The organism is Acidovorax sp., assembly GCF_022763525.1.
Lineage (GTDB): Bacteria > Pseudomonadota > Gammaproteobacteria > Burkholderiales > Burkholderiaceae_C > Acidovorax.
In genome coordinates, this window is the sequence record NZ_JALEGG010000195.1 from 1 (window position 1) to 14,190 (window position 14,190).

At 63.4% G+C, this 14,190-nt stretch carries 11 protein-coding genes and 1 tRNA gene; 9 read left to right on the forward strand and 3 right to left on the reverse strand.

Going from position 1 to position 14,190, the window contains the following annotated elements; translation table 11 throughout:
- The coding region (locus MRY84_RS15225) for a tRNA threonylcarbamoyladenosine dehydratase (RefSeq protein ID WP_291506551.1) at window positions 1-695 on the forward strand (695 nt) is incomplete at its 5' end.
- Window positions 696-735: 40 nt separating this feature from the next.
- A tRNA-Lys gene (locus MRY84_RS15230) sits at window positions 736-811 on the forward strand.
- A gap of 48 nt (window positions 812-859) precedes the next feature.
- Here MRY84_RS15230 and MRY84_RS15235 read toward each other — a convergent pair.
- Entirely contained in the window at window positions 860-1,924 is a 1,065-nt protein-coding gene (locus MRY84_RS15235; protein ID WP_291506552.1) for an AI-2E family transporter, read from the reverse strand.
- A gap of 417 nt (window positions 1,925-2,341) precedes the next feature.
- Here MRY84_RS15235 and MRY84_RS15240 point away from each other — a divergent pair, with 417 nt between their 5' ends.
- The 5 genes from MRY84_RS15240 (at window position 2,342) to MRY84_RS15260 (ending at window position 9,947) form a co-directional block, all read left to right on the forward strand.
- A complete protein-coding gene (locus tag MRY84_RS15240; protein ID WP_291506553.1) occupies window positions 2,342-5,221 on the forward strand; it encodes a 2-oxoglutarate dehydrogenase E1 component in 2,880 nt (959 codons plus the stop codon).
- Between the two features lie 51 nt (window positions 5,222-5,272).
- Window positions 5,273-6,538, forward strand: coding sequence for a 2-oxoglutarate dehydrogenase complex dihydrolipoyllysine-residue succinyltransferase (gene odhB / locus MRY84_RS15245; RefSeq protein ID WP_291506554.1), 1,266 nt, complete (start codon window positions 5,273-5,275; stop codon window positions 6,536-6,538).
- Window positions 6,539-6,628: 90 nt separating this feature from the next.
- Window positions 6,629-8,056 (forward strand): dihydrolipoyl dehydrogenase, encoded by a 1,428-nt coding sequence (lpdA, locus tag MRY84_RS15250; RefSeq protein WP_291506555.1) that lies wholly within the window; start codon window positions 6,629-6,631, stop codon window positions 8,054-8,056.
- A gap of 86 nt (window positions 8,057-8,142) precedes the next feature.
- Complete coding sequence (gene zapE / locus MRY84_RS15255) at window positions 8,143-9,240, forward strand: cell division protein ZapE (protein ID WP_291506556.1); 1,098 nt, start codon at window positions 8,143-8,145, stop codon at window positions 9,238-9,240.
- Entirely contained in the window at window positions 9,237-9,947 is a 711-nt protein-coding gene (locus tag MRY84_RS15260; RefSeq protein ID WP_291506557.1) for a hypothetical protein, read from the forward strand. The genes zapE and MRY84_RS15260 overlap by 4 nt, the downstream gene beginning before the upstream one ends.
- Before the next feature lie 135 nt (window positions 9,948-10,082).
- On the opposite strand, the gene MRY84_RS15265 is transcribed toward MRY84_RS15260, so the two are convergent.
- The gene (locus MRY84_RS15265) at window positions 10,083-10,889 is read right to left on the reverse strand and encodes a protein phosphatase 2C domain-containing protein (RefSeq protein ID WP_291506558.1); all 807 of its coding nucleotides are present in this window, start codon (window positions 10,887-10,889) and stop codon (window positions 10,083-10,085) included.
- Between the two features lie 87 nt (window positions 10,890-10,976).
- Between MRY84_RS15265 and MRY84_RS15270 the strand changes: the two genes are divergently transcribed.
- Together MRY84_RS15270 and MRY84_RS15275 are read left to right on the forward strand one after the other, a co-directional pair.
- Window positions 10,977-11,198: a YdcH family protein gene (locus tag MRY84_RS15270; RefSeq protein ID WP_291506559.1), complete on the forward strand. Its 222-nt coding sequence runs from the start codon at window positions 10,977-10,979 to the stop codon at window positions 11,196-11,198.
- Window positions 11,198-13,246 (forward strand): ATP-dependent DNA helicase, encoded by a 2,049-nt coding sequence (locus MRY84_RS15275; protein WP_291506560.1) that lies wholly within the window; start codon window positions 11,198-11,200, stop codon window positions 13,244-13,246. Before MRY84_RS15270 ends, MRY84_RS15275 begins: the two co-directional genes overlap by 1 nt.
- On the opposite strand, the gene MRY84_RS15280 is transcribed toward MRY84_RS15275, so the two are convergent.
- Window positions 13,209-14,006 carry an outer membrane protein assembly factor BamD gene (locus tag MRY84_RS15280; RefSeq protein ID WP_291506561.1) on the reverse strand — a complete coding sequence of 266 codons (798 nt, stop codon included), beginning with the start codon at window positions 14,004-14,006 and terminating at the stop codon, window positions 13,209-13,211. The two genes, MRY84_RS15275 and MRY84_RS15280, sit on opposite strands and share 38 nt — an antisense overlap.
- Window positions 14,007-14,190 lie beyond the last annotated feature (184 nt).

The following is a 14,190-nucleotide window of genomic DNA, read 5'->3' on the forward strand; positions in this document are numbered from 1 at the left end:
TGGCCGTGATTGGCATCGGAGGGGTCGGGTCCTGGGCCGCTGAGGCTCTTGCGCGAAGTGGCGTGTCCCAGTTGACACTGATCGACCTGGATCACGTGGCGGAGTCCAACATCAACCGCCAAATTCATGCGCTCACAGACACTGTGGGGCAGGCAAAAGTCCTGGCCATGCGGGATCGCATCGCGCAGATTCATCCCGGGTGCAAGGTCCACTGCATTGAGGAGTTTGTGGAGCCCGGGAACTGGCCTCAACTCCTGAGCATGCCCGTTGATGCGGTGATCGATGCGTGCGACCAAATGCGGGCCAAGGTGGCTGTGGCAGCTTGGGCGCTCTCGGCCAAAGTCCTGCACATTGCGGTGGGTGCTGCTGGTGGAAAAAAACACGCGCACAAGGTCGACGTGGACGATCTCTCGCAAACGACCCACGATCCTCTGCTGGCCCAGTTGCGCTATCAGATGCGCAAACACCACGGTGCACCGCGCGAAGGCAAGCGGATTGGCGTAGCCTGCGTTTTCAGCAGAGAGGCTGTGGCACCACCCGACGCTTCCTGCAATATCGCGGGCGATGGCTCACTCAACTGCCATGGCTATGGGTCTGTCGTTTCGGTGACTGCAACGTTCGGTCAATGCGCCGCCGGCTGGGTGCTCGACAAACTTGCAACCGATTCCAGGTTCGGTCCAAAAAAGACGCTATAATTCAAGGCTTTGCAGCAATCGGTAGATTGATGCATCGGTTGGGACGTTAGCTCAGTTGGTAGAGCAGCGGACTTTTAATCCGTTGGTCACAAGTTCGAATCTTGTACGTCCTACCATCCATTCAAGGCCCTGTAGCAATACAGGGCCTTTTTCTTTGTCCGGATTCAGGGCGGGGATGAGTGGTTGTCCACGCTTGGTGCAAACAGGTCCCAGGTCGCAATGAACAGCGCAGCGATCACCGGGCCGATGACGAAGCCGGTCAAGCCGAACAATGCCATGCCACCCAGGGTCGAGATCAGGACGACGTAGTCCGGCATTTTTGTGTCCTTGCCGACCAGGATAGGGCGCAGAACATTGTCAACGAGGCCGATGACGAAGACGCCATAGGCAATGAGGATCACGCCCTGCCACACACCGCCTGTAGCAATGAAATAGATGGCCACGGGCAGCCAGATAAGCCCTGCGCCCACGGCAGGGAGCAATGACAGGAAAGCCATCAGCACGCCCCATAGCACCGGCCCCTGAATGCCGAGGATCCAGAAGATCAGCCCGCCCAAGGCGCCCTGTGAGGCGGCCACCACGATGTTGCCTTTGACCGTGGCGCGGATGACCGTCGTGAACTTGTCAACGAGTTGACGCTTGTGGGCGTCATCCAGCGGCGTCGCTTGCCCGATGCGCAGGGCCAAGCGGTTTCCGTCGCGCAGCAGGAAGAAAAGCAGGTACAGCATGATGCCGAAGCTGACCACGAACTCCAGGGTGTTCTGCCCAATGCTCAGGGCTTGGGCGGCCACGAACTGGCTGGCCTGCACGGCAACGGACGAAAATTTTTCCTGCAGTTCGGCGACGGAGGTCAAGTTCAGGCGCTCCAGCAGATTCACAGCCCAGGCGGGCAGGGCGGCAATGACTTGTTGCAGGTAAAGGCCGAAGTTGAGTTGTCCGGAGCGCACGCGTTCGTACACCACTGTGGCTTCCTGGATCAGAGAGATCGTGATGGCCGTCATGGGCAAGATCACGATCACCAGACACAGGCCCAGAGTGCTCAGCGCTGCCAGGTTGGTACGCCGCGGCATGCGCCGCAGCAGCTTGCGATGCAGGGGGGCAAACAGGATGGCCAGGATCACGCCCCAAAAGACTGCTCCATGGAATTGCCAGAGGATGGCGCCGAAGGCGATGGTGACCAGGATCAGCAGGAGAAGGAAGGCTTTGGACTGGAGGTGGGCGGGTGTCATGTTGTGCGTAGCGATGGGATACCCGCAATGTAAGGGATGGCCTGCCTAACTCCCTGCAGTCAGTGCTCAAGGTCGGTGATGGCGTGCCTGGGCGGTTCGCTGTGTCAATTTGCTTGTCGGTAGCCGGCCGTTGGTTGCCAAAAGGCGTCTTGCGGCCTACTCTGATCGCACTATCTTCCTCGCGAAGGGATGCAAGCATCCCCTCGGCGTGGCGTGTGCCGTGCTACGGCTGTCGGGTACTTTTGTGAACCCGAAAGAACTGCCAAGTTGGGTGGGCGGCGGATCAGTGGCACAATGGCGCCCGCAACCCAGGCCCTTCCCCAGCCACAGTCGCATCCGCCAACCGGTTCAGCCGTGTCGCGGAAGGTTTTCTCAACCAGCTAATGCTTTCTCAAGGAAAGCGGAGGTCAGCGGAATATGAGCGATACGACATCCGTCTATCAAGCCTACCAAGGCAACACCTACCTCTTCGGCGGCAATGCGCCCTATGTCGAAGAGATGTACGAAAACTACCTTGCCAACCCGGGTAGCGTGCCAGACAACTGGCGCGAGTACTTTGACGCACTTCAAAATGTGCCTGCGGTGGATGGCAGCAATGCCAAGGACGTTCCCCACCTGCCCGTCATCAATGCCTTTGCCGAGCGCGCCAAGCAGGGCGGCACCAAGGTTGTCGTGGCCACCGGCGCAGATTCTGAACTGGGCCGCAAGCGCACCGCCGTTCAGCAACTGATCGCCGCTTACCGCAATGTAGGCCAGCGCTGGGCCGACCTGGACCCGCTCAAGCGCACAGAGCGCCCCGCAATCCCCGAGCTCGAGCCTTCCTTCTACGGCTTCAGCGATGCCGACCAGGAAGTGGTGTTCAACACCAGCAACACCTTCTTCGGCAAAGAGTCCATGACGCTGCGCGAGCTGATCAACGCCCTGCGCGAAACGTACTGCGGCTCCATCGGCGCCGAGTACATGTACGCCACCGAGCAGAACCAGAAGCGCTGGTGGCAGGAAAAGCTCGAAACCATTCGCAGCAAGCCCAATTTCGGCGCTGAAAAGAAGAAGCACATCCTGGACCGCCTCACGGCCGCTGAAGGCCTGGAGCGATTCCTGCACACCAAATACGTCGGCCAGAAGCGTTTCTCCCTCGAAGGGGGCGAGAGCTTCATTGCCGCCATGGACGAGCTGATCCAGTCCGCCGGCGCCAAAGGCGTGCAGGAAATCGTGATCGGCATGGCCCACCGCGGCCGCTTGAACGTGCTGGTGAACTCCCTGGGCAAAATGCCCAAGGACCTGTTTGCCGAGTTCGACCACACGGCCCCTGAAGACCTGCCCTCGGGCGACGTGAAGTACCACCAGGGCTTCAGCTCCGACGTGACGACCCCCGGCGGCCCGGTCCACCTGTCGCTGGCGTTCAACCCGTCCCACCTGGAAATCGTGAACCCCGTGGTCGAGGGCTCGGTGCGCGCCCGCATGGACCGCCGTGCCGACCCCCACGGCAAGCAAGTGCTGCCCGTGCTGGTGCACGGCGACGCTGCCTTTGCCGGCCAGGGCGTGAACCAGGAAACCCTGGCGCTGGCCCAGACGCGTGGCTACTCCACCGGCGGCACGGTGCACATCATCATCAACAACCAGATCGGCTTCACCACGTCCGATCCGCGCGATGCGCGCTCGACGCTGTATTGCACCGACATCGTCAAGATGGTCGAGTCGCCCGTGCTGCACGTGAACGGGGATGATCCCGAAGCCGTGGTCCTGGCCACCCAGCTGGCCCTGGAATTCCGCATGGAGTTCAAAAAGGACGTCGTGGTCGACATCATCTGCTTCCGCAAGCTGGGCCACAACGAGCAGGACACGCCTGCCCTGACCCAGCCGCTGATGTACAAGAAGATCGGTGCTCACCCCGGCACGCGCAAGCTGTACGCTGACAAGCTGGCCACGCAAGGCCTGGGCGAGACGCTGGGCGACGACATGGTTAAGGCCTATCGCGCCGCCATGGACGCTGGCAAGCACACGGTGGACCCTGTGCTGACCAACTTCAAGAGCAAATACGCCGTGGACTGGAGCCCGTTCCTGGGCAAGAAGTGGACGGACGCTGGCGACACGGCGATCCCTCTGGCCGAGTGGAAACGCCTGGCCGAGAAGATCACGACGATCCCCGAAAGCGTGACGCCGCACCAACTGGTCAAGAAGGTGTACGACGACCGCGCTGCCATGGGCCGTGGCGAGATTCCGGTGGACTGGGGCATGGGCGAGCACATGGCGTTCGCGTCGCTGGTGGCCAGCGGCTATCCCGTGCGCCTGTCGGGTGAAGACTGCGGCCGTGGCACGTTCACGCACCGCCACGCCGTCATCCACGACCAGAAGCGCGAAAAGTGGGATACCGGCACCTACGTGCCGCTGCAGAACGTGGCCGACAACCAGGCTCCGTTTGTGGTGATCGACTCCATCCTGTCGGAAGAGGCCGTGCTCGGCTTCGAATACGGCTATGCGTCGAACGATCCCAATACCCTGGTGATCTGGGAAGCTCAGTTCGGCGACTTCGCCAACGGCGCCCAGGTGGTGATCGACCAGTTCATCGCCTCTGGCGAAGTGAAGTGGGGCCGTGTGAACGGCATCACGCTGATGCTGCCCCACGGCTACGAAGGCCAGGGCCCTGAGCACAGCTCGGCCCGCCTGGAGCGCTTCATGCAGCTGGCGGCCGACACCAACATGCAGATCGTGCAGCCGACCACGGCCAGCCAGATCTTCCATGTGCTGCGCCGCCAGATGGTGCGCGACCTGCGCAAGCCGCTGATCATCATGACGCCGAAGTCGCTGCTGCGGAACAAGGACGCCACCTCGCCACTGTCCGAGTTCACCAAGGGCAGCTTCCAGACGGTGATCCCCGAGCAGGACGAGGCCATCGTGAAAAAGGCCGCCAAGGTCAAGCGCGTGATCGCCTGCTCTGGCAAGGTGTACTACGACCTCGTGAAGAAGCGCACAGAGCGTGAAGACGACGACGTGGCAATCATTCGCGTGGAGCAGCTCTACCCGTTCCCGCACAAGGCTTTTGCGGCCGAACTCAAGAAGTTCCCCAATGCCACCGACATCGTGTGGTGCCAGGATGAGCCGCAAAACCAGGGCGCCTGGTTCTTCATCCAGCACAACATCCACGAGAACATGCTCGAAGGGCAGAAGCTGGGCTATGCCGGCCGTGCCGCCTCTGCGTCGCCTGCCGTGGGTTATGCCCATCTGCACCAGGAGCAGCAAAAGGCGCTGGTGGATGCTGCATTCGCCAAGCTCAAGGGTTTTGTCCTGACCAAGTAAGGCCAGCTACCCGAACGAACACAGAACAGAACCCTACTGAAAGAATTCAAAATGGCTATCGTAGAAGTCAAAGTCCCCCAGCTGTCCGAATCCGTGGCCGAAGCCACCATGCTGACCTGGAAGAAGAAGGCCGGTGAAGCCGTGGCCGTGGACGAGATCCTGATCGAAATCGAGACCGACAAGGTCGTGCTGGAAGTGCCCGCGCCCGCCGCTGGCGTGCTGTCCGAAATCGTGCAAGGCGACGGCGCCACCGTGGTGGCGGACCAGCTCATCGCCAAGATCGACACCGAAGGCAAGGCCGGTGCAGCCGCTCCCGCTGCAGCACCTGCTGCTGCACCCGCCACGGCGCCTGCTGCCGCTGCGGCTCCTGCCGCTGCCGGCGGTTCCAAGGGCGATGTGGCCATGCCTGCCGCCGCCAAGCTCCTGGCTGAGAACAACCTGTCCGCATCGGCCGTGGCCGGCACGGGCAAGGACGGCCGGGTGACCAAGGGCGACGTGCTGTCCGCCGTGGCCGGTGGCGCCAAGCCTTCTGCGGCTCCGAGCGTGATCCCCACCGGCGTGCCGACCAAGGCGCTGCCCCAGGTGGCAGCACCGGCTGGCAAGGAAGACCTGAGCGGTCGCCCCGAGCAGCGCGTGCCGATGAGCCGCCTGCGCGCGCGCGTGGCAGAGCGTCTGCTGCAGTCGCAAGCCACCAACGCCATCCTGACCACGTTCAACGAAGTGAACATGGCGCCGGTGATGGACCTGCGCAAGAAGTTCCAGGACAGCTTCACCAAGGAACATGGCACCAAGCTGGGCTTCATGTCCTTCTTTGTGAAGGCTGCCGTGCACGCTCTCAAGAAGTACCCTGTGCTGAACGCTTCGGTGGATGGCAACGACATCGTCTACCACGGCTACTTCGACATCGGTATCGCCGTGGGTTCGCCCCGCGGCCTGGTGGTGCCCATCCTGCGCAATGCAGACCAGATGAGCTTCGCCGACATCGAGAAGAAGATTGCCGAGTTCGGCAAGAAGGCTGCCGAAGGCAAGCTGGGCATTGAAGAAATGACCGGCGGCACGTTCTCGATCTCGAACGGCGGCACGTTCGGCTCCATGCTGTCCACCCCCATCATCAACCCGCCCCAGTCGGCCATCCTGGGCGTGCACGCCACCAAGGACCGTGCCGTGGTGGAGAACGGCCAGATCGTGATCCGCCCGATGAACTACCTGGCCATGTCCTACGACCACCGCATCATCGACGGCCGCGAAGCCGTGCTGGGCCTGGTGGCGATGAAGGACGCGCTGGAAGATCCGTCGCGCCTGCTGTTCGACATCTGATCCCCTGACTGCATCGACCCACCCGCGTGGCCCGGCCTCTGGTCCTGCCCGCCGGTGGGTCTTTCTCCAACAGACTGAACGAGATTTCCCATGAGCAAACAATTTGATGTGATCGTCATCGGTGGCGGCCCCGGCGGCTACATCGCCGCCATCCGCGCAGCCCAGCTGGGCTTCAATGTGGCCTGTATCGACGAGTGGAAGAACGAGAAGGGTGGCCCCGCTCCTGGAGGCACCTGCACGAACGTGGGCTGCATTCCTTCCAAGGCCCTGCTGCAGTCGTCCGAGCATTTCGAGCACGCCAACAAGCACTTCGCCGACCACGGCATCACCGCCAGCGACGTCAAGATCGACGTGGCCAAGATGATCGCCCGCAAGGACACGGTCGTGAAGCAGAACAACGACGGCATCCTTTACCTGTTCAAGAAGAACAAGGTCAGTTTCTTCCACGGCCGCGGTTCTTTCGTGAAGGCCGCTGAAGGCGCGTACGAGATCAAGGTGACCGGCGCCGCCGAAGAAACGCTTTCGGCCAAGCAGATCATCATCGCCACGGGTTCCAACGCCCGTGCGCTGCCTGGCGTGCCCTTCGACGAAGAGAATGTCCTCTCCAATGACGGCGCTCTGCGCGTGGGCGCGGTGCCCAAGAAGCTCGGCCTGATCGGCTCGGGCGTGATCGGCCTGGAAATGGGTTCCGTTTGGCGCCGCCTGGGTGCGGACGTCACCATCCTTGAAGGTCTGCCCACGTTCCTGGGTGCGGTGGACGAGCAGATCGCCAAGGAAGCCAAGAAGGCCTTCGACAAGCAGGGCCTGAAGATCGAGCTGGGCGTGAAGGTCGGCGAGATCAAGACCGGCAAGAAGGGCGTTTCCATCGCCTACACCAATGCCAAGGGCGAAGCCCAGTCGCTGGACGTGGACAAGCTCATCGTCTCCATCGGCCGCGTGCCCAACACCATCGGCCTGAACACTGAAGCCGTGGGCCTGCAGCTCGACGAGCGCGGCGCCATCGTGGTGGACGGCGATTGCAAGACCAACCTGCCTGGCGTGTGGGCCGTTGGCGATGTGGTGCGCGGCCCGATGCTGGCGCACAAGGCCGAGGAAGAGGGCGTTGCCGTGGCCGAGCGCATTGCCGGCCAGCACGGTCACGTGAACTTCAACACCATCCCCTGGGTGATCTACACCAGCCCCGAGATCGCCTGGGTGGGTCGCACCGAGCAGCAACTCAAGGCCGATGGCGTCAAATACAAGGCCGGCAGCTTCCCGTTCCTGGCCAACGGCCGCGCGCGCGCGCTGGGCGACACCACCGGCATGGTCAAGATGCTGGCCGATGCCGAGACCGACGAGATCCTGGGCGTGCACATCGTGGGCCCCATGGCCAGCGAGCTGATCTCCGAAGCCGTGGTGGCCATGGAGTTCAAGGCCAGCAGCGAAGACATCGCGCGCATCTGCCACGCGCACCCCAGCTTGAGCGAAGCCACCAAGGAAGCCGCCCTGGCCGTGGACAAGCGTACGCTGAACTTCTGATAACTTTTGAATAAAAATGGGCTTCAGCGCTTGATGGTCAAGCGCTGATAGCTATTTAATTCATAGCATCAGATGGGCGTCCTTCAGTGACTGTCAAACAGGCTTACCTGGCCGAACTGGCCGCCAAAGGCTTTCAAAGCGATCCCGCCCAACTGCGCGCGGTCGACGCCCTGCAGCGTTGTGCCGATGACTGGGCTGCCTACAAGGCCCAGCGCTCCAACGCGATCAAGAAGCTGATCAACCGGCCAGACGTTCCCCGCGGCGTGTACATGTACGGCGGCGTGGGGCGCGGCAAGAGCTTCCTCATGGAGTGCTTCTTCAACGCCGTGCCCCTGAAGCGCAAGGTGCGGCTGCACTTCCATGAGTTCATGCGCGAGGTGCACCGCGAGCTGGCGTCATTGCAGGGCACGGTGAACCCGCTGGACGTGCTTGGCGCGCGCATTGCCAAGCGCTACAAGCTCATCTGCTTTGATGAGTTCCATGTCGCCGACATCACCGACGCCATGATCCTGCACCGCTTGCTGGCGGCGCTGTTCGACAACGGTGTGGGTTTCGTGACGACTTCGAACTTCAAGCCGGACGAACTGTACCCCGATGGGCTGCACCGCGATCGCATTCTGCCCGCGATTGCACTGCTCAACGAAAAGCTGGAAGTGGTGAACGTGGACAACGGCACGGACTACCGCCGCCGCACGCTGGAGCATGTCAAGCTCTACCACACGCCGCTCGGCCCTGAGGCCGATGCGGAGATGGCCGAGGCCTTTGATCAGTTGGCGGAGGTGCACGACGAAGACCCGGTGCTGCACATTGAGGCGCGCGAAATTCGTGCCCGCCGAAAGGCCGGCGGCGTGGTTTGGTTCGATTTCAAGACGCTGTGCGGCGGTCCGCGCTCGCAGAACGACTACCTTGAAATCGCCACGCAGTTCCACACCGTGCTGCTGTCGGATGTGCCGTACCTGCCCGTGAGCATGGCTTCGCCGGCCCGGCGTTTTACCTGGTTGGTGGATGTATTGTATGACCGCAGGGTCAAGCTGATTCTCTCGGCCGCCGTGCCGCCTGAGCAACTCTACACCGAAGGGCCGCTGGCGCACGAGTTCCCGCGCACAATTTCGCGGCTCAATGAAATGCAGTCCCAGGAGTTCCTGGCACTGGAGCGTCGCACCGTCGACACGGGACTGACATGACCCCCAAGCCCTTCATCGTCCGCGCAGCGGCAGCCCTCTGTACGTGGCTCGTGGCCGCGCCTGCTTTTTCGCAGGCGGCCCCCTCCAGCAAGGAGCCGCACGAGCCGCCAGCCGCCACTGCGGCTGCCGCCGCTGCGCAGCAGCGTACGGCGGAGCATGAACGCATCCGGCGCGAGCGTGAGGCTCTTCGGGTCCAGCGGCAGCAGGACGAGTCGGCTTGTTACCAGCGCTTCGCTGTGGAAGACTGCTTGCGCCGCGTTCGCGCAGGGGTGCGTGATGCCGAGGCGCGGTTGCGGATGCAGGAGATCGAACTCAACGACGCTGAGCGCAAGGAAAAAGCGGCAGAGCGGCTGAAGATCATCGAAGAGAGGCAGCGGGCGGCCCCTGCACCGCTGCCAGCCTCCAGTGACGCTGCAGTCTTGCGCAGCAACCCACGGTCGACAAAGGGCGACATGGGGACGCAGCGAGAGCGGGACGCGGCCCAGCGTGCGCAAGAGCAGCGCAGCCGTGTCCAAAAGCAAACCCAGGAGCAGGCTGCGCACACGACCGAGAATGCGCGGCGTGCGGCCGAGGCGCGCGAGCGGCATGCTCGCACGCTCCAGGCGGCCCAGGAACGCAGGGCGCGTGTAGAGAAGTCTCGGGCGGAAGCGCAAGCGCAGGGCCGGGTGCCCGCCGCACCTCTGCCTTCAGCCTCCGCTACGCGCTGAGTAGCTTGACTTGGTGGGGGGCGCAGCCAGCGCCTTGCCTGCCGTGGGTGCCTCGTAGGCGAGTTGCAGTGGGGTAGGGCGAGGCTCCGCGCTTCCCGTTTCCGGGGCGGATTCATTCGTCCCCTGCTTGCAAGTTCAGGGCCGTCCGGCGTCCTGCCCAATGAGGCTTGCGACCTTTTTTTCTTCGATCAGCGCTTCCATCTTGACGATGACCAGCGACAAGTTATCGCCGCCGCCGCGGGCCCGGGAGCGCGCCTTCTCGATCAGGAATTCCGTAGCCTCCCGGGGGGAAAGGGCGTCCACCACCGACCCCAGTTCGGTGGGGGAGAAGTAATGCCACACGCCGTCGCTGCAGGCCATCAGCACGTCGCCGGGCTGTAGTTGCGGGATCACGTGCGTGGTGACGGGCGGATCGCTTTCGGTGCCCAGGCAACCCACCAGAATGTTGGAATGCGGATGGTTGTTGGCTTCCGCCTCGGTGAGCTCGCCGCGGTCCACCAGCGCTTGAACATACGAGTGGTCGCTGGTGCGGAACACCATCCGGGCACCGTGGAAATGGTAGATGCGCGAGTCGCCCGCGTGCACCCAATGGCAGTCGCCACGCGGATTGATGAGGAACGCCGCAATCGTGCTGTGGGGCTCCTGCTCGGCAGAGATGGCTGTCAAGCGGATCACGATGTGGGCCTCTTCGACCATGCTCTTGAGCATTGCGACCGGGTCGTCGGTGTCGGGGGAGTAGCGCTCGAACAGCTGGCGCGCAGTCATCATGACCTGATCAGAAGCTTTGCGTCCCCCGCTTCGCCCCCCCATGCCATCGGCAATGACGCCCAGCACGCACCCGTTGTGCCGGGGATGCGAGATCAAGGTCACCTGGTCTTGCTGGTACTCCCGGTCACCTTTGTGGATGCCGGTGGACGCGATGAGGCGAAAGGCTTTGGTCATGCTGGTGATTGTGGGGCGCACGCGCACGCGGCTGTCGCGCAATATGGGATGAACGCGTATTATCAGGCCGCCTGTGGCATTTTTGCCATGGCCGCCCCTGCCTTGACCACCCCCAGCCTTCACCATCCGCTCCGGCAACTTATCGCGCTGCGCATCGAGCATGCCGAGCTGGACGCGTTGATCGACCTGCGTGCGCCTGAAGGCGCGGCCCATGACCTTGCCTTGCGCCGACTGAAGAAGCGGCGCCTGGTCCTGCGCGATGCCATGGACCGGCTGGAGCGTGATCTGCAACCTCCCGAGTCCGCCTGATGTCGCTGGTGGAGAGCGTACAGGAGGTGTTCGCGCCGGGCGGGATGCTGGCCCGGGCGGATGCCCGTTTTGTGCCCCGTGAGGGCCAGACGCAAATGGCCATGGCCGTGGCGCAGACCATCGAAGCCGGTGGCGCCCTGGTGGTGGAGGCGGGGACCGGCGTTGGCAAGACCTTTGCCTATCTCGTACCGGCCCTCCTGAGCGGCGAGCGGGTGCTGCTGTCGACAGCCACCAAGGCGCTGCAGGACCAGTTGTTTTCACGGGATCTGCCGCTGCTGGCTGAGGTGCTCGGCCTGCCCGTGCGCATGGCGCTTCTCAAGGGCCGCGCAAGCTATCTTTGTCTGCACCGGATGGAGCTCGCGCGCCAGGACATTTCGGCCCGCGAGCCAGGTGTTGCCCGCGTGCTGTCCAAGGTCGAGGAGTGGTCGCGCCGCACACAAGCGGGCGATCTGGCCGAGCTGACGGGACTGGATGAACGCTCGCCCGTGCTGCCGCTGGTCACTTCCACCCGTGAAAACTGCCTCGGCTCTGCCTGCCCGAAATTCCGTGAATGCCATGTCCACCAGGCGCGGCGGGAAGCCCTGGCGGCGGACATTGTGGTCATCAACCACCATCTTTTTTTTGCCGATGTGGCGGTCCGCGAGTCCGGCATGGCCGAGCTTTTGCCGACCGTGCGGGTGGTGGTGTTCGACGAGGCGCACCAGATCAGCGAAACGGGCGTGCAGTTTCTGGGCCTGTCACTTTCCACGGGCCAACTGATGGACTTCGGCAAGGACATGCTGGCGGCTGGTCTGCAGCGGGCTAGGGGCATGGCGGATTGGGTGGGTCTGGCCAACAACGTGGACCTGGCTGCCCGCGACCTGCGCCTGGTGGTCGGCGAGTTGCGGGCGGGTACCAAGCTGCGCTGGACGGATGAAGCGCCCGAAGGTACCCAGCCCGAAGCGTGGCGGGCTGCTATTCGCCGCTTGGCGCTCGCCTGTGCACAGGGGCAGGCGGCACTCGACGCGGTCAGCGAAACGGCCCCCGAACTGGAGCGCCTGTACGAACGCGGGAGTGAGTTGCTGGCGCGCCTGGCCCATTTTGATGGGGCGGGGAGCCCGGACGCTGTGCGGTGGCTCGACGTGGGCTCGCAATTGCGCCTGGTTGAGTCCCCGCTCGACATCGCCGAGGCCATGCGCACCCGGCTGATGGCCGCGCCACCGCAAGCCGTGGGCGAAGACGGCTGGCCTCAGGCGCCTGCCGCAGGCCCGGGCAGATCCTGGATCTTCACCTCAGCCACCTTGGGCGATGATGAAAAACTGAGCTGGTTCACCGAGCGCGCCGGGTTGCAGGATGCAAAGATATTGCGGGTTGCCAGCCCTTTTGACTATGCGTCCCAGGCGGCCCTGTACGTGCCGCGGCACTTGCCGCCGCCGGTTGACCCTTCGCACAGTGGCGCTCTGGCCCAATGGATTTCCCAAGCCGCGGCGCAACTAGGGGGGCGTACCCTTGTCTTGACGACCACCCTCAAGGCCCTGCGAGGGATTGGCGATGCGCTGCACGCCCAGTTTGCGGCTTCGGGTGAGCTGGAAGTGCTTGTGCAGGGCGAGTGGCCCAAGCGCCGGCTGATGCAACGCTTTCGCGAAGGCAGTGCGCATGGTCAGCCAGGCTGCATCCTGGTGGCGTCGGCGACGTTCTGGGAGGGCTTCGACGTGCCGGGCGACGCCTTGCAATTGGTGATCATCGACAAGCTCCCTTTTCCGCCGCCTGGGGACCCGCTGGTAGAGGCGTACACGCAGCGCATTGAAAAGTCGGGTGGAAAAGCGTTCACTTCTTACGCATTGCCCGAGGCGGCCGTTGCGCTCAAGCAGGGGGCCGGGCGGCTGATACGGCGGGAATCCGATCAGGGGATCCTGGTGGTGGGAGACACCCGCCTGGTCACCATGGGCTATGGCAAGCGCTTGCTCGCGGCGTTACCGCCGATGCGGCGGCTGGAGTCACCACAGGAGTTTGATAGGGCTCTTCAGGCGCTTACCAGAACTTCCACCACGGATCTGCCTTGCCCTTGAAACCTTCGCGCAGGTAGGCGCTTTGGGGGTAGGAGGTATCCATGACGCGACGCGCATCGTCTCGCAGCTGGGTCATGCCGAGGGCGTCGTAGGACTGGATCAGGATGTACAGCGCCTCTTCCAGTGCAGGCACACCCTGGTAGTCGGCCAACGCCACCTGGGCGCGGCTGATGGCGGCGACATAGGCACCCCGCTGGAAGTAGTAGCGGGCCACGTGGACCTCGTACTGGGCCAGCGAGTTCACGATGTAGGTCATGCGCTGGCGCGCATCCTGTGCATAGCGGGACTCGGGGAACCGGGTCGCCAGTTCGCTGAAGGCCTCGAACGAATCCTTGGCGGCTTTCTGGTCGCGCTCGGACAAATCCTGGCGCGAGATGAACGAGAACAGGCCCAGGTTGTCGTTGAAGTTCACCAGGCCCTTCAGATAAAGCGCGTAGTCCAGTGCAGGGCTGGCGGGATGCAGCTTCATGAAACGGTCCAGGGTGGCGACGGCCTGTGCCTTTTCGCCGGCCTTGTAGTGCGCGTAAGCCTTGTCGATCTGCGCTTGCTGGGCCAGGGGGGTGCCGGCGGCGCGGCCTTCCAGCTTCTCCAGCAGGGGGACTGCCTTGTCGTACGCACCGCTGTTGATCTCGTCCTTCGCTTCTGAATGGATGCGGTTGGGGCTCCAATTCGCCGTTTTGTCTTCACTGGTGGTGGAGCAGCCCGCCAGCAGACCGGCAGCCAGCAAGGCAGTAACGAAGGGCAGGGGGGCACGCAGCATCGCAAGCAGCTTTCAGCAAAAGAGGAACAAAGGTGCGGGACATCGGCGGGTCCGAGGCGCCAGGCGCGCCGCCAGGTTCCGGGGCGCAAAGGGCATTGTACTGGCGGCGGTGATGCTCTTCGGAGCCCCTTTAGGGGCGTTGCGAACCCGGCGGAGGTGAGGCTGAGGCGTGCCGGCGGAGCCC

What these genes read in the sequence shown, in the direction of transcription:
- MRY84_RS15235 (WP_291506552.1), bottom strand. Translation starts at nt 1,924, where the DNA reads ATGACACCCGCCCACCTCCAGTCCAAAGCCTTCCTTCTCCTGCTGATC.
- MRY84_RS15240 (WP_291506553.1), top strand. Translation starts at nt 2,342, where the DNA reads ATGAGCGATACGACATCCGTCTATCAAGCCTACCAAGGCAACACCTAC.
- odhB (WP_291506554.1), top strand. Translation starts at nt 5,273, where the DNA reads ATGGCTATCGTAGAAGTCAAAGTCCCCCAGCTGTCCGAATCCGTGGCC.
- lpdA (WP_291506555.1), top strand. Translation starts at nt 6,629, where the DNA reads ATGAGCAAACAATTTGATGTGATCGTCATCGGTGGCGGCCCCGGCGGC.
- MRY84_RS15260 (WP_291506557.1), top strand. Translation starts at nt 9,237, where the DNA reads ATGACCCCCAAGCCCTTCATCGTCCGCGCAGCGGCAGCCCTCTGTACG.
- MRY84_RS15265 (WP_291506558.1), bottom strand. Translation starts at nt 10,889, where the DNA reads ATGACCAAAGCCTTTCGCCTCATCGCGTCCACCGGCATCCACAAAGGT.
- MRY84_RS15270 (WP_291506559.1), top strand. Translation starts at nt 10,977, where the DNA reads ATGGCCGCCCCTGCCTTGACCACCCCCAGCCTTCACCATCCGCTCCGG.
- MRY84_RS15275 (WP_291506560.1), top strand. Translation starts at nt 11,198, where the DNA reads ATGTCGCTGGTGGAGAGCGTACAGGAGGTGTTCGCGCCGGGCGGGATG.
- MRY84_RS15280 (WP_291506561.1), bottom strand. Translation starts at nt 14,006, where the DNA reads ATGCTGCGTGCCCCCCTGCCCTTCGTTACTGCCTTGCTGGCTGCCGGT.